The organism is Clostridium pasteurianum DSM 525 = ATCC 6013 (assembly GCF_000807255.1).
Lineage (GTDB): Bacteria > Bacillota > Clostridia > Clostridiales > Clostridiaceae > Clostridium_I > Clostridium_I pasteurianum.
The window spans coordinates 3,173,896-3,189,147 of record NZ_CP009268.1 but is presented as its reverse complement, the minus strand read 5'-3'; the positions used below and the strand labels follow the sequence as shown (position 1 = coordinate 3,189,147).

The 15,252-nt window shown below is 29.5% G+C and carries 14 protein-coding genes; 6 read left to right on the top strand and 8 right to left on the bottom strand.

Annotated elements, in window-relative coordinates:
- Nucleotides 1–248: 248 nt before the first annotated feature.
- The 6 genes from CLPA_RS14405 to CLPA_RS14380 all read left to right on the top strand — a co-directional run bounded on the left by CLPA_RS14405 (nucleotide 249) and on the right by CLPA_RS14380 (nucleotide 6,483).
- Nucleotides 249–1,115 carry a MetQ/NlpA family ABC transporter substrate-binding protein gene (locus CLPA_RS14405; RefSeq protein ID WP_003443358.1) on the top strand — a complete coding sequence of 289 codons (867 nt, stop codon included), beginning with the start codon at nucleotides 249–251 and terminating at the stop codon, nucleotides 1,113–1,115.
- Nucleotides 1,116–1,247: 132 nt separating this feature from the next.
- Nucleotides 1,248–2,285 (top strand): methionine ABC transporter ATP-binding protein, encoded by a 1,038-nt coding sequence (locus CLPA_RS14400; protein ID WP_003443355.1) that lies wholly within the window; start codon nucleotides 1,248–1,250, stop codon nucleotides 2,283–2,285.
- Complete coding sequence (locus tag CLPA_RS14395) at nucleotides 2,278–2,940, top strand: methionine ABC transporter permease (RefSeq protein ID WP_034829916.1); 663 nt, start codon at nucleotides 2,278–2,280, stop codon at nucleotides 2,938–2,940. The genes CLPA_RS14400 and CLPA_RS14395 overlap by 8 nt, the downstream gene beginning before the upstream one ends.
- An 84-nt stretch (nucleotides 2,941–3,024) precedes the next feature.
- Entirely contained in the window at nucleotides 3,025–4,398 is a 1,374-nt protein-coding gene (locus CLPA_RS14390; RefSeq protein ID WP_003443348.1) for an FAD-binding oxidoreductase, read from the top strand.
- Between the two features lie 217 nt (nucleotides 4,399–4,615).
- Nucleotides 4,616–5,797, top strand: coding sequence for an MFS transporter (locus tag CLPA_RS14385; protein WP_003443345.1), 1,182 nt, complete (start codon nucleotides 4,616–4,618; stop codon nucleotides 5,795–5,797).
- 20 nt (nucleotides 5,798–5,817) lie between these two features.
- Nucleotides 5,818–6,483, top strand: a complete 666-nt coding sequence (locus CLPA_RS14380; protein ID WP_003443332.1) for a GntR family transcriptional regulator — start codon at nucleotides 5,818–5,820, stop codon at nucleotides 6,481–6,483.
- 149 nt (nucleotides 6,484–6,632) lie between these two features.
- On the opposite strand, the gene CLPA_RS14375 is transcribed toward CLPA_RS14380, so the two are convergent.
- From CLPA_RS14375 to CLPA_RS14340, 8 genes are all read right to left on the bottom strand, one after another.
- A complete protein-coding gene (locus CLPA_RS14375; RefSeq protein ID WP_003443328.1) occupies nucleotides 6,633–7,142 on the bottom strand; it encodes a ferritin family protein in 510 nt (169 codons plus the stop codon).
- A 151-nt stretch (nucleotides 7,143–7,293) separates the two neighbouring features.
- A complete protein-coding gene (locus CLPA_RS14370) occupies nucleotides 7,294–8,622 on the bottom strand; it encodes a hypothetical protein (protein ID WP_003443323.1) in 1,329 nt (442 codons plus the stop codon).
- A 139-nt stretch (nucleotides 8,623–8,761) separates the two neighbouring features.
- A complete protein-coding gene (locus CLPA_RS14365; protein WP_003443322.1) occupies nucleotides 8,762–10,270 on the bottom strand; it encodes a sensor histidine kinase in 1,509 nt (502 codons plus the stop codon).
- The gene (locus CLPA_RS14360; RefSeq protein WP_003443320.1) at nucleotides 10,254–10,949 is read right to left on the bottom strand and encodes a response regulator transcription factor; all 696 of its coding nucleotides are present in this window, start codon (nucleotides 10,947–10,949) and stop codon (nucleotides 10,254–10,256) included. Before CLPA_RS14360 ends, CLPA_RS14365 begins: the two co-directional genes overlap by 17 nt.
- Before the next feature lie 243 nt (nucleotides 10,950–11,192).
- Nucleotides 11,193–12,380, bottom strand: coding sequence for a pyridoxal phosphate-dependent aminotransferase (locus CLPA_RS14355; protein ID WP_003443318.1), 1,188 nt, complete (start codon nucleotides 12,378–12,380; stop codon nucleotides 11,193–11,195).
- 179 nt (nucleotides 12,381–12,559) lie between these two features.
- Nucleotides 12,560–13,156, bottom strand: a complete 597-nt coding sequence (locus tag CLPA_RS14350) for a DUF7852 domain-containing protein (protein ID WP_158380943.1) — start codon at nucleotides 13,154–13,156, stop codon at nucleotides 12,560–12,562.
- A gap of 129 nt (nucleotides 13,157–13,285) precedes the next feature.
- Nucleotides 13,286–14,077 (bottom strand): CsxC family protein, encoded by a 792-nt coding sequence (locus CLPA_RS14345; protein ID WP_003443312.1) that lies wholly within the window; start codon nucleotides 14,075–14,077, stop codon nucleotides 13,286–13,288.
- A gap of 285 nt (nucleotides 14,078–14,362) precedes the next feature.
- A complete protein-coding gene (locus CLPA_RS14340; protein WP_003443299.1) occupies nucleotides 14,363–15,154 on the bottom strand; it encodes a CsxC family protein in 792 nt (263 codons plus the stop codon).
- Nucleotides 15,155–15,252 lie beyond the last annotated feature (98 nt).

Below are 15,252 nucleotides of genomic sequence, written 5' to 3'. Positions count from 1 at the left end.
CTTAGATAAACTGTATTGACATTTTATGTAAGTTTTTTACAGTGTATTAATTTATATAATGGTGATATAATAATTTAGCGAAAGTAATATTAAATATTTGACGAATTATATGTTTTATTATTAAAAAAATGTTGACAAAGTTTAAAATAAATATATAATAAACATATAGGAATACTAAGTTAAATTTTATGAATTAAATATAATTTACCAGAATACTAGGTATTAAGTTCTACATAGGAGGAAAAATGATGAACAAATTAAAAAAATTTGCATTGATTGCATTGACTGCAGTAGTAGCATTAGGTACAGCAGCTTGTGGTTCAACAAGTAATAGCAGCTCAAATTCTTCTTCAAAGGAAACTAAAAATATTACTATAGGAGTTTGTCCGGGACCTTATGGGGATATGGTTAAAAAGGCTATAGCGCCAGCTCTTGAAAAAAAGGGATATAAGGTAAGTACTAAAGAGTTCAGTGATTATGTTCAGCCTAATAAAGCACTAGCCAATAAAGAGATAGATGCTAATTTATTTCAGCATGCTGCGTATCTGCAAAAGTTTTCTAAGGATAACAATTTAGATTTATCGGCAGTTATAAGTGTGCCAACAGCTGGTATGGGTATATTTTCAAATACCATAAAATCGTTAGATAAATTGCCTGATGGAGCAAAGGTTGCAATACCCAATGATCCTTCAAATTTAGCAAGAGCGTTAATATTACTAAAAAATCAAGGATTTATTGGAATTAAAGCAAACATAGATGAAACTAAAGCAACTCAAAATGATGTAACGGAAAACAAGAAAAACTTAAAATTGACACCAATTGAAGCTGCTCAGGAGCCAAGAAGTTTAGATAGCGTAGATATCGCACTTATTACAGGAAACTATGCTATTTCAGCAGGAATGGATTTTTCAAAAGCTTTGGCAGTAGAAAAATTAGCAGAAAATTATAAGAATGTAGTAGCAGTTAGAACAGAGGATTTAAATAAGGAACTGGGAAAAGACTTAAAAGAAGCAGTAGAATCAGCAGAATTTAAAAATGCTATTGAAGATGCAAATGGAGAATTTAAATCCTTTGATAAACCGGAATGGTACATAAATAAATATGGTAATAAATAAAATATAAGTAGTTGTTATTTAATGGGAGTGTTGCACTCCCATTAAGTCTATTTAAAATAATTTACATTAACTTGTTAATTTTAGAAATTTAGAGAAATTTACTTTCAAATAAAGTTTTAGGGGGTGCAATTTTTGATAGAGTTAAAAGACATAAGTGTAATATTCAATATAAAGGGCAATAGGGTAGAAGCAGTAAAAGATGTTAATTTAAGCATAAACAAAGGAGAAGTTTTTGGAATAGTAGGTCTTAGTGGAGCGGGAAAAAGTACTTTGGTGAGGACTATAAATTTACTGCAAAAACCTACAACAGGAAAAGTTATAATTAATGGGATGAATATCACTGATTTAAGTGGTGAAGCTTTGAGAAAACAAAGATTAAAGATTGGAATGATATTTCAGCACTTTAATTTAATAAGTGGTAAAACTGTGTACAAAAATGTGGAATTTGTTTTAAAGGCAAATAATTATCCTAAGGACAAGAGAAAGGAAAAAGTAGAGGAATTATTAAAATTAGTATCTTTAGAAGATAAAGCTAATGTATATCCTGCCAATCTAAGCGGTGGACAAAAGCAGAGAGTTGGTATTGCAAGGGCCTTGGCAAATAACCCAGAAATATTATTGTGTGATGAAGCCACTTCAGCTTTAGATCTTGAAAATACTGAAGAAATTTTAAATCTTCTTAAAAAGATAAATAAAGAATATGGAATAACTATTGTATTTATCACACATGAAATGGAAGTGGCAAAAAGACTATTTAATAGGGTAGCCGTAATGAGTGCAGGCAGAGTAGTAGAAATAAATGATACTTACTCCATATTTGCTCATCCAGAGGACAAGATAAGCAAGTCTTTAATAAATAAAAATTTAAATATAGAGCTGCCAACAGGAATAGAAAAGTTGATTTCTATTGGGGAACTTGTAAAACTTCACTTTAAAGGGAAGAAAAGTGTTGAACCTTTAATATCAGAGGTTTCTAAAAAGTTTAAAGTCTATATAAGCATAATTCATGGAAAAATTGATTATATAGACAATAAACCTCTTGGAATACTTCTTATAAACATTACTGGTAATAAAGAAGATATAGACAGTGCAAAAAAATATTTAAAAGAAAATGTAGCTGAATTTGAAGAAAACTATCATTTGAAAAGTGAGGTGAATACAATTGAATAATACTTTGGATATACTACGAGATGAATTGGGAAAAGCTATAGCAGAATCCCTTAATATGATATGTATAGCAATAATATTATCTATTGTAGTAGGAGGATTAATAGGATTAATTTTGTACTTAACTTCAAATCCATTATTCTTTAAAAACAAAATTATTAATTCTATTGCAGGAATAATTGTAAATATAATTCGTTCACTGCCTTTTGTAATCCTATTGGTACTCTTGATACCGATAACTAAGCATTTAGTTGGGACAAGTATAGGGCCAAAGGCAGCAGCAGTACCTCTTTCTATTGCTTCAATAGCCTTCTTTGCAAGACTTGCAGAAGGAGCCTTTAGTGAAGTGGACAAAGGTGTTTTAGAAGCAGCTATTGCATCAGGTGCAAAGCTGAGATTAATACTAAAGGATGTACTTATAGTAGAAGCACTCCCAAGCCTTATAAGGGCTGTAACTGTAACTTTAGTAAGTCTTATTGGTTTTTCTGCTATGGCAGGAATTGTAGGCGGCGGCGGTATAGGAGATTTGGCTATACGATATGGATACTATAGATATGAAACAGGAGTCATGATAGCCACTGTTGTGTTATTGATAATAATAGTTCAGGCTATACAATTTATAGGAGATATATTCGCCAGCGTATCTTCAAAGAGATGATTTTAACTTATTTAAATTTAGTTAAATTATAACTGGACAGTATCATTGATTAATGAAATTTAAAAGTGAAGAGAAGGGATAATTTTGAACTATAATGATTTATTTAACATAATAGAAGATAAAGAAAGAGTAAAGCTTGGCAGTGAAATAGGGGATAAATACTTGAGTGATGCTTTAAATAGAGATAAAGGAAAAGCTGAGGCATTAGTTTTTGCTGTAAATACGGAAGAAGTAAGTAAAGTTATGAAACTGGCTTATGAAAATAATATACCAGTTACGCCAAGAGGGGCTGGTACTGGACTGGTAGGTGCAACTGTGCCCCATAAATCTGGAATAATACTGGATTTATCTTTAATGAATAACATTTTAGAAATGGATGAAAATACTTTTACTGTAACTGTAGAACCAGGATTACATTTGGTACAGCTCCAAAAGTTTGTGGAAGATAGGGGATTTTTTTATCCTCCTGATCCTGGAGAAAAGAATGCATCCATAGGTGGAAATATAAGCACTAATGCTGGTGGAATGAGGGCAGTGAAATACGGTGTTACAAGAAATTATGTTATGGGTCTTGAAGTAGTTCTAGCTGATGGAAGTGTGCTGAATCTTGGTGGAAAAGTAATTAAAAATAGTTCTGGTCTTGATATGAAAGATTTGATTATAGGTTCAGAAGGTACCCTTGGAATTATAACCAAAGCTATTTTAAAAATCATACCAAAACCACAAAGAACTGTAAGTGCACTTATATCCTTTAATTCCTTAAAAGAGGGAATAGATACTGTTATTAAAATAATTAAAAAGAATGCCAATCCTACAGCTATTGAATTTATGGAAAAGGATGTTATTGAAAATGCAGAGAGATTTTTAGAACTTAAATTTCCATGCAGTACAGGGAATGCATATATATTGTTGACTTTTGATGGAGATGAAGAATTTGAAATAGAAAATAATTGTAAAAAAGTAGAAGAGGCAGCCCTTAAAAATAATGCTCTTGAATTTATATTACTGAGAGAAAAAGAAGATATAGAAAGAACCTGGAGAATAAGAGGAGCCCTTGTTACAGCAGTAGAAGCTGTTTCTGAACAAGAGCCTATAGATATCGTAGTGCCTATAGATAGGTCAGCAGATTTTATAGCTTACACAAAAGAAGCTGAAAGGGAATTTGGTATTAAAATAAGTAGTTTTGGACATGCAGGTGACGGTAATGTACACTTATGTGTCATAAGAAATGGTATGGAAGAAAAATTGTGGAATGAAAAGTCTAAACTTCTGCTTGAAGCTCTTTATAAAAAAGGCCATCAATTAAAAGGACTTCCTTCTGGAGAGCATGGTATAGGACTTCATAAAAGACCATACTTTATGGAAATTACAGATAAAATAAATATAGAGTATATGAGAAGAATAAAGAGAGTCTTTGATGAAAAGGGAATTTTAAATCCAGGAAAATCCTATTCTTAGATTTTTAGTCATCACTGTATTATAGTTTTTGGTGAAAAAATTATAATACAGTGATGACTTATTTATTTTTTATGGGATTTAAAAGATCATTATTTAAAAGCACATTAATGCGAGTAAAAATATATTGATAAAAAACAATTTATTTAATATAATAAACTTAAATTTCGTCGACGTCGACTGAGTTGAAAGTTTTTTGAAAGAAGTGATTGTAGTGATTATGAAAAGTGAAACTGCTCCTGAAACAAATTTTAAATTGAGTAATACTTTGGTTTTAATTATGGCTATAGCCTGTGGAGTTACTGTGGCAAATTTATACTATATACAGCCGCTGCTTTCGGAAATAGCTAGGGCCTTTAGTGTTAATGAAGTGAGTATAGGATCTGTTGCTATGCTTACTCAGATAGGATATGCAGTTGGAATGTTATTTTTATTGCCTTTAGCGGATATAAGGGAAAAAAGACTTATGATTGTCATATTATTAATTTGTGCCTCATGCGCACTTATACTTATGGGATCAGCTTTTAATATCACATTGGTTGCTGTTGCATCTTTTGCTGTGGGATTTACCTCTGTAGTTCCTCAACTGGTGGTACCCCTTTCGGCAGAACTTGCAGAACCAGAGGTAAGAGGAAAGATAATTGGTACAGTGTTCAGCGGATTATTAATAGGAATACTTTTATCTCGTACTTTTAGTGGAGTTATAGGGGGAAATTTTGGATGGAGAATAGTTTATTTCATGGCAGCTGCTATAATGCTTATTATGGCAATTGTTATGAGAGTAGCACTGCCAGTTTGCAGGCCAACTTCAAATTTAAAATATGGTGAATTGATAAAATCCATAGGGGGATTGATAAAGACTTATCCTGTTTTAAGAGAAGCTGCTTTTAATGGAGCCATGATGTTTGCTGCCTTCAGTATAATTTGGACATCACTTACATTTTTACTTGAGAACCATTATAATATGGGAGCAGAAGTGGCAGGATTATTTGGCTTAGTTGGAATTGCAGGGGCTTTGGCTTCACCTATGGTAGGCAGAATAGCAGATAAAAAAAGTCCTAAATTTACTATTGGGATAGCTATAATAATAACAATAATAGGCTATATATTTTTTCTACTCTTTGGTTTTAAAATATGGGGATTGATTATTGGAATTATATTAGTTGATTTAGGAGTACAATCCTGTCAAGTATCAAATCAGGCCAGAATACAGGCCTTAAATGGTAGAGCTCGTAATAGAATTAATACGGTATTTATGGTATCCTATTTTATAGGAGGAGCCTTTGGTTCCTTTTTCAGCTCCTACAGCTATATGCACTTTGGGTGGATTGGAGTTTGTATATTAGGTTTGATTACTCAAGCAGCAGCACTTATAAGTTATAAAGTGAGTGGAAGAAAATAAAAAGGAGACAATGTAATAGAATGAATGAATTCACAATTAAAAAAAATAAATCCTATTATGAACAAGCCTATCATAGTATTAAGAAAATGATTTTTGATGGCATTTTTGAAAATGGTGAATTTATTTGTGAAACAAAAATAGCTCAGCAGTTTAATACCAGCAGGAGTCCTGTAAGAGAGGCCATAAGAACTCTTGAGATGGAAGGTTTATTAATAAAGGAAGGCAGAAAATTTAAAGTATATGAGCCAACAAAAGAAGACATGCAGCAGATTTTTGAATGCAAACAGGGACTGGAGTTCATGACGGTGAAACTTGCTACAGAAAGAGCTTCTGATAAGGAATTAAATGAAATTCAGCAGGCCCTAAAGGAAGTTGAAGATAAAATAAAAGAAACTGATTATCAATTAAGTAATGATGTAATTTTAATGAATATAAAGTTTCATGATCTAATACTAAAATACAGTAAAAATACTCGTATCAAAAATCAACTGGATAATCTAAAATCTTTAGTCTATTTCTATAGAATTATAACTTTAAGTGAAAAAGATAGATTCAGAGAGATTTATGAACAGCATGTTGAAATTTTTAATTTTATGAAGAAAAGAGATGCAAAGAGGTCCGCTGAGATGATGTTTTATCATATACAGTGTGATATGGATCATGTTAAGATGCTCATAGAGAAATAATTAAAACTTAAGGTTTTTATTGAAAAAAACAGATAGTACTAATTGAAATTTTCATTATGTTTATTTAAAGGCATGTAGATTTACATGCCTTTAAATACAAAATTAACCATATAAAACTTGTCTGTTAAAAATTTATCGAAGAGAAAATTTTACGTAAGAGAGTTATATTTATCAGGATCATATTTCAATAGTATTTCAGTTAAATGTTCTGTATGCTCTTTTTCATCACTAGCTATTGTATAGAATACCTGCCTGTCCCGTTGATTGAACTCTACTAGATGCTGTTCATATAAAATTACAGCTTCCAATTCACCTTTTATATCTTGTCTTATGTTATTTAAAATAATCTGTGTATCATAGTCAGGTTTATAGGTTTGCATAGGTGTTTTTGTAGCTAAAGATTCCCCTTTATGCAGATTATATTTTTCATATTCCACTGGGTCATATTTACGAAGTAAAGTGAGCAGCATACCATAGTGATTTTTTTCATCCTGCATTATATTTCTCCAAACATCATTAATATCTTCCATATTTGAGTTGGCAATATGCTCAGCATATCCATTTATGGCAATAATCTCTCCTATCAGTGCCTCACGTATTTTATTCGTGAAAAAGTAAGGGTATCCTTGTGGTTGACCGTTTTGAACGGTATAACTCATGGTAATACCTCCAAATTTATTGAGTACAATAATATAATATTTATTAATTGGAAATAATATGAATACATATAATATAATAAATATTACTTATTTGAGGTTTGTATCCTGACTAAATTATCTATCTAGTAACTGTGTTGATGTAATATTTTGACTATTTATCAAAAGTGACAACATAGGAACTTATATTTTTATTTTTATTAAGTATAGTATTTTTATAGTCTTGAAAATTTTTTAAATCGTCTATGCTATAGGGTTTGTTATCATCATGTTTTATAGTTATGGGTCTTTCTGAGTTAAAAGATAATGAGTCCCCTAAGCTGCTCCATAGTACATTAGTTATATATGGACATTTTATTATTTCTTTCGAGTCACCAGTTTTTATATCAATAATTTTAAGAGTACTTTGAATATTATTAAGATCAAATGCAGTATTAGGAGTAGTGTTTTTAGAATTATCTTGATCTATATAGGCAGCTTTAGTTCCATCTGGTGATAGTACAAAATTGTCTGAGAAGGCATAGTTGTTAGTAGATATATTTCTTTTCATTTGTCCATTTGAATCTAGTATAATAGTTTCAAAAGTTCTATTGTATATTCCAGGTGAGATTTCACCATGATCAATGTGGTGATCCATTGCAATTGTATTACCTTGTTTTGAAGCACGTAATGAATTAGTGCTATAAAACAGGGGTTTGATTTCTTTAGTTTTTATGTCCATAGATTTTAAACTTATATTTACAGGCTTATTTTCTTCTTTGGTGTAATATATTTTTCCTTCCACAGTATTACCTAAATCTTTTATATCCTGACCAACTGTCCAGGCTCCAATATTTCCAGTTACATCATAATCACCAGATGCATATATCTTTCCATCTACTCCAATTATCTGCCAGCCAGTAAAAAAGCTTGCCCAAACTTTATCATTACTTATCCACTTAAATTCTCCATTAGAGTGATCTGGAATTAAAGTATTAACTTTTCCTGTAAATAGATTCAAAATTTTTAGTCCGCGATATAATTTACCTCTTTGTTGGGCTTTTTTTGTTTCTTCAGGAGTGCTCTTTGAAAGAAAAGCTGGTTCCATATAGAGAGCATATTTTTTATCAGGCGATAAACCATAAAAAAGTGATATGTTTACATCTTTGAAGTCCTTTTTAGCTTTTGTATTCAGATTGTAAATACTGCAATATTGACTTGTGTCAGAAATAACAGCAGTTTCTCTAGGCATATCTTTATACGTCAAAGTTAATACTTCATTGTCGTTTATTAATCCTGTAATATTTGTCCTATCATATTTATCTATCTGAAAACCTGAATTATTTACTTTTTTAGCTGGTTTATAATTGGTGAGTTTTATATTGCTTTCAGTTTTGCTGTAGTTTATGTATTTTAATATATCAGTGTTTTTTGAAACTATAAAACCAGCGGTTACTATAATTACAGCTGATAGAATAATTGAAATTATCTTTTTTCTTCCCATTTTTACCTCCTGCTATAAGTAGCTTTTTGTAAATAAATTTTAATTTATTGAAAGATTACCTTTTAAGAATAGCAAATTTGTTTCACAAAATTATAAATATATGTCACAATTTTGTAAACTTAAAATTTATTCATGAATTTTATTTATTGGTATTTTGCAGGCAATTTGGTTCAGATAAATTATTATGATAATCATATATAGGCAGCTTAATGGAAAAAGTAGTACCTTTACCTAAAGTTGAATTTACACTTATAGTTCCCTGAAGTTTTTTAACCATATTTTCTACCAATGCAAGGCCAAGTCCCGCTCCGCCGACTTTACTGCTCCTATGAATTGCTGCTCTGTAAAAGGGCTCAAATATTTTTGATAAATGTTCTTGTGACATGCCTATGCCAGTATCTTCAACATCTATTTTAAGTAATTTATCTTGCTGATGGCAGACGATATTTATATTTCCTCCAGGCGTATTATATTTTACAGCATTATCTATTAAATTTATGATTATATGTCTTAAACTTTCAGAATCTGATAAAATATTTAAATTATCTACATGATAATTTAAAGCCAATTTGTTTTTCTTTACTTTGCCAGACATTCTCGAACAAATTTGTTCTATTAAATCCTTTATATTTATAATATTTTTTTCTATTTCAAAGTCATATTTATCTAAAGAAGAAAGCTTTAAAATTTTATCTACCATATTGGTAAGTCTATCACATTCTTTAGATATGCTCTCGGTACCATTACTAATTAGAGTCAGATCATTGCTGTACATATTCATAACATCTGCATAAGCTTTTATAGAGGTTATGGGAGTTTTGAATTCATGACTTACATTTCCTATAAAATCCTTTTGTTGTCTATCCATTTGTTTTAATTTTTTTACAGCCTTGCTTAATGTGTCTTTTTCAGTTTCAAGATCTTTTATGCTCTTTTCAATAGTATTGCTCATATATATAAGACCCTTGCTGAGTTCTCCTAGTTCATCTTTCCTGACAAGTTCTTTTACAGCATAAAAGTTTTTCGTTTGAATATTTTTAATTGAATTTTTCATTATATATATGGCTTTAGTAAAATTGGATAAATATAAATAACCTAATATTATTCCAATAATTAGCGAAAGTGAACCTGTATAGTAGAATAAAAATTTAATATTATTATAGAACTTATTACTTTCTTCAGTGGAATACTGGAGCTCAAGAATTGCTGCTGTATTGTTTTTGTATTTAATAGGTGAATAAAAATATATTATATTTTTATCATATTTATAGGAGATTTTATCCTGTAAGGCATTTTTAATCATTATATTTTTCTGAGGATTTTCATTTAGTTTTCCCTCCGGTTTAAATCCAGAAAGAAGATTTCCCTTTGTATCATATATATTTGCAGGAATAGTTCTCAGCCAGGGCTTATTAAATATAGTAGCTCTTACTAGTTCAAATTTCTCATTAGTATTGGCATTATTTAAACTGAAGTTTTCATCTAAATATTGTTCAAACATGTCTTTTTGATTCAATAGAATACCTTCAGCTTCCTTATTTTGATATATTTTTATGCCATTAAGTACTAAAAAGCTCAATAGTGCTATAACAAAAAGTAGAAGTACAGAAATGAAGAACACAAGTTTAAATCTAATCCCTATTTTCATTTAGTTTGATCACTCCTCTATAACCTGTACCATGAACTGTTTGTATTAAACTCTGATAATGAATACCTAACTTTTTTCTTATTCTTTGAATGTGAGTATCTACAGTTCGTGTGCCTCCAAAATAATCTGTTTTCCAAACTAAATCTAAAAGCTGGTTTCTAGAATAGACTATATTTGGATTTGAAAGTAGAAGATAAAGTAAATCAAATTCAATGGAGGTTAATTCAATAGATTTATTATCTATGATAACAGTTCTTTCACTTAAATTTAATATAAAATTTTTTATGCTTATTATATTTTTTTCTTCATTTATATTTTTATTTAATCTTCTTGATAGTGATTTAACCCTTGCAATTACTTCACGAATGTCAAAGGGTTTTGTTAAATAGTCATCTGCACCTAATTCTAGCCCAAGAAGCTTGTCTATAATATCGCTTTTAGCTGTAAGCATTATAATACCTATATTTTTATCTGTTAATTTTTTACAAACATCGTATCCATTAATTTCAGGTAACATCAAATCTAAAATCAATATATGAGGATTAAAACTATCAATTTTACGTAGAGCCTCTTTACCAGCACAGGCTGTATCAATCATATATCCTTCACGTTTTAGGGAATAAGCAAGTACATCCAGTATATTTTTCTCATCATCAACTATGAGTATTTTGTCCTGCAAAATTAACACCTACCTAATTTATCAAAATATAGTAATTATATTAACATATAATTATACGGTAATTCAAATAGCTTGTATGATAAAGGCAGATTATAATGGATACTATCGAATAAATGGACTTAGAAATATAAGATTTATTGCTGTTTATATAGTTTATATAATAAAAAAGATTGTCTTAGTTAAGATATAACTTTATAAGACAATCTTCTATTAATAAATTTTATTAATAATAGTTTTACTTACTTATTTCAAATAAACCTGTGCCAGCTTATCAAATTGGGGAAGGGATCTTTCTATTTTATCGTAGGAGATACAATAAGAAAGTCTAAAATGCTCAGGACAGCCAAAAGTAGAACCAGGTACTATAAGAAGGTTAAACTTTTTAGCTTCTTTTGCAAATTCTCTATCATCCGGTATCAGGGATTTAGGGAATAGGTAAAAAGCTCCATCTGGTTTAACACAGGAGAATCCTATTTTAATAAGATGATTATAAAGAAGATCTCTATTTTTCTTGTATATATTTATATCTACTTCTGAATCTAAGCACTTTCCAATAACTCTTTGAAATAGTGAAGGAGCATTTACAAATCCTAGTATTCTGTTGGCAACATTTAGGGCTTGAATTACATTATTGAAGTCCTCTATTTCACTATGACAAACTATATATCCTATTCTTTCTCCAGGAAGTGAGAGAGATTTACTAAATGAGTAAGCTATAAAGGAGTTCTTGTAATACTTTAATATGTATGGAACTTTTACACCATCATAGACTATTTCTCTATAAGGTTCATCAGAGATTAAATATATGCTGCTGCCTAATTCCCTTTGTTTTTCTTCTAAAATTTCTGATAGATTCTTGATTGTATCTTCGGAATAGACTACACCAGTAGGGTTATTAGGAGAATTTATTATTACTGCCTTAGTTTTAGCGGTAATGCTATCTTTAAAGGATTCTAAATCTGGTTGAAAAGTATCAATGTTACTAGGGGATATTACAAGCTTTCCATTAAAATTACGTACATAGTTTGCATATTCACCAAAGAAAGGAGAAAAGGAAATAACTTCATCGCCAGGATCTAATAATGTTTTTAGTAAAATATTTAATCCGCCGGCAGCTCCACAGGTCATTACTATATTATCTTCATTTAAATTTATATTATGTTTCTTACATATATTATCTGCAATAGAAGCTCTTACATCTAAATAACCGGAATTAGACATATATCCATGTACTAGATTGGGAGATTCTTCTGATATAACCTCTACCACAGCCTTTTTTATGCTATCTGGTGGTTCTACATTTGGATTACCCAGGCTAAAATCAAAAACATTTTCCTCGCCATAAATTTTAGACAACTTTTTACCTTCTTCAAACATTGCTCTTATAACCGAACTGTTTGCCACATAATCCATCATAATTTTTGATATCATTCATAAGACCTCACTTTTTAGAAATTAGTATTAAGGCATATATAAATCAATAGATTTTCTATTTATTTATATATGCCTAATCTTAACACATTTATATTAAAAATTAAATTTTTTATTTATAATTTAATCAATTAATTCTATTTCATATTATATATTTTTTAGATATTAAAAATACAAATTTATAACTTAGTGATATTATTTATAAAAATTTCTTGATTTTGAATTAGTCTTATAGTAAGGCATATAGTCGTTTGTTGTGTTATAGTTTTAAATATGTGAATATTAGGTGAATTATTTATATAAGGTTCAATATCTTCTTTAATATTTAATTCCTTAAAATTAGCATCTACAATTTCACAGTATATTGGAGCAACTTCATTGTATGATTCAGAAAGTATTTTTTTTTTAGTACCAGACTTTGATATAGTTACTAAGGTGCTCAAACTCCTTTTTTGAATTTCAGGATTGACAATATAATCAACATCAGTTACACAGTTAAAAGGAACATAGATGGTTTTATTTTTTATTTTCCCTTCAATTTTATCACCATTTTTATATATAGGCTCGGAATAGGTAATACTTTTTCTAATGGAACCTCTTAAAAATAATTTTTTGGATTTTGAAATTAAAATATATTTTTTTAGGAATACTTTTCTTGTTATATGTTTTATGGCAGTAGCATAAGAGTCTAAGGTTACTTTATTTTCAACATTTATATATACTTTTGTGGAAGATATAATTATAGGTACTTTTATGGGAATAAGTGATGTATCCATATGTTTTATATAATTTTTCAAGATATACACACTCCAAATTTTAATTACTATTTATAATATGTATATAAATAAACATTGGGAACATTATTAAGAGCCAGTAAATTTTACTGGCTCTATTATTAATAATTTTTATTCATAATCTGGATCAATTTCAGCGTCTGTTTCATCATATTCTTCTACATCATAGGAGTTGTGATATGGTTTTACTTGTTGTTTTTGAAGCAATTTTACACGAATTCTTATAACTGCTTTATCTACAAATTTATCAAATAGTTCTTCATTAGTAAAGCCATCTATTGGTTTGCCTTTTATATTGATATCAGCATCTATAACATCTGTTTCTTCGATTTCTGCATGAACTGGCTCATTAAGAATTTCTAAGGTTCTTCTGTCAGCTTCCTTTATGCTTTTTCCTAGAGCTTTTTTGTCAAAATATCTGGTAGTTTCATTTGCTGGACTTGGTTTAATGATAGGATGATTTACAAAGTCTTTAATTACTACAGAAGTTAAAAATTTAACTCTTGCAGTGGTGTCATTAATTTCTCCTCCTATGGCAGATTTACCGGTAGAAGTTAATGAAGCATATTCTATATTTTTTCTTAGATATCCTTGAAGGAAAACTATTCCTTCAACAACTTTTCCTTTACGATAATCAAATTTTGTTGGAACAAATCTAGCTTCATTAAGGAAAACTTCTTTATCTATTCTCTTTATCTCATAAGCTGGTTTAGCAAGATGAATAATTGATTCTGAATTTACATAAGCATCAAATTCAGCAACCACTACATCAACTTTAAAATTACCTGCCTTACGAACGGGTTTAATAACGCTAGGTGGAAGGGTATCAGCTTTTATAACATTTGGAGCTTTATTTGGAGCCTTCCCTGATTCTTTACCAGAAATATAATTTTTATCTGTCATCTTGTTCTCTCCTTTTTTATAATATGGATATTAATAATGTTTTGATTATATCCACATTACATAATATTCAGAAATGAGAAAAGTGTACTAGCTTTATTGTAAAATTATTAAATTATTTATTATTATTTACTTAAAAAATGGCTGTCCCACAATGAATATATATTCATTGAGAGACAGTATTTAGTTATTCTACTATTAAAATATAATTTTTCATAACTAAATAAGGACATTTTTAAGTTTAATAAAGATATATTCCTTTTAAGATAGTCTTATTATTAAATAGTTTTATTCATCATCTGAATCAATTTCATTATCTGTTTTATTATCTTCTGGGACATCATAATCTTTCTGGTATTGTTTTATCTGTTGCTTTTGAAGCAATTTTACACGAATTCTTATAACTGCTTTATCTACAAATTTATCAAATATTTCTTCATGAATAAATCCTTCTATTGGTTTACCTTTTATATTGATATCAGCATCTATAACATCTGTTTCTTCAATTTCTGCATGAACTGGCTCATTAAGAATTTCTAAAGTTCTTCTGTCAGCTTCCTTTGTGCTTTTTCCTAGAGCTTTTTTATCAAAATATCTGGTAGTTTCATCTGCTGGACTTGGTTTAATGATAGGATAATTTACAAAGTCTTTAATTACTACAGAAGTTAAAAATTTAACTCTGGCAGTAGTGTCATTAATTTCTCCTCCTATGGCAGATTTACCGGTAGAAGTTAATGAAGCATATTCTATATTTTTTCTTAGATATCCTTGAAGGAAAACTATTCCTTCAACAACTTTTCCTTTATGATAATCAAATTTTGTTGGAACAAATCTAGCTTCATTAAGGAAAACTTCTTTATCTATTCTCTTTATCTCATAAGCTGGTTTAGCAAGATGAATAATTGATTCTGAATTTATATAAGCATCAAATTCAGCAACCACTACATCAACTTTAAAATTACCTGCCTTACGAACGGGTTTAATAACGCTAGGTGGAAGGGTATCAGCTTTTATAACATTTGGAGCTTTATTTGGAGCCTTCCCTGATTCTTTACCAGAAATATAATTTTTATCTGTCATCTTGTTCTCTCCTTTTTTATAATAGGGATATTAGTGATGCTTCAGTTGTATCCCTATTACATGATATTCAGAGATAAGAAGAATGTACTAGTATAATA

What these genes read in the sequence shown, in the direction of transcription:
- CLPA_RS14405 (WP_003443358.1), top strand. Translation starts at nt 249, where the DNA reads ATGAACAAATTAAAAAAATTTGCATTGATTGCATTGACTGCAGTAGTA.
- CLPA_RS14385 (WP_003443345.1), top strand. Translation starts at nt 4,616, where the DNA reads ATGAAAAGTGAAACTGCTCCTGAAACAAATTTTAAATTGAGTAATACT.
- CLPA_RS14380 (WP_003443332.1), top strand. Translation starts at nt 5,818, where the DNA reads ATGAATGAATTCACAATTAAAAAAAATAAATCCTATTATGAACAAGCC.
- CLPA_RS14375 (WP_003443328.1), bottom strand. Translation starts at nt 7,142, where the DNA reads ATGAGTTATACCGTTCAAAACGGTCAACCACAAGGATACCCTTACTTT.
- CLPA_RS14370 (WP_003443323.1), bottom strand. Translation starts at nt 8,622, where the DNA reads ATGGGAAGAAAAAAGATAATTTCAATTATTCTATCAGCTGTAATTATA.
- CLPA_RS14365 (WP_003443322.1), bottom strand. Translation starts at nt 10,270, where the DNA reads ATGAAAATAGGGATTAGATTTAAACTTGTGTTCTTCATTTCTGTACTT.
- CLPA_RS14355 (WP_003443318.1), bottom strand. Translation starts at nt 12,380, where the DNA reads ATGATATCAAAAATTATGATGGATTATGTGGCAAACAGTTCGGTTATA.
- CLPA_RS14350 (WP_158380943.1), bottom strand. Translation starts at nt 13,156, where the DNA reads ATGGATACATCACTTATTCCCATAAAAGTACCTATAATTATATCTTCC.
- CLPA_RS14345 (WP_003443312.1), bottom strand. Translation starts at nt 14,077, where the DNA reads ATGACAGATAAAAATTATATTTCTGGTAAAGAATCAGGGAAGGCTCCA.
- CLPA_RS14340 (WP_003443299.1), bottom strand. Translation starts at nt 15,154, where the DNA reads ATGACAGATAAAAATTATATTTCTGGTAAAGAATCAGGGAAGGCTCCA.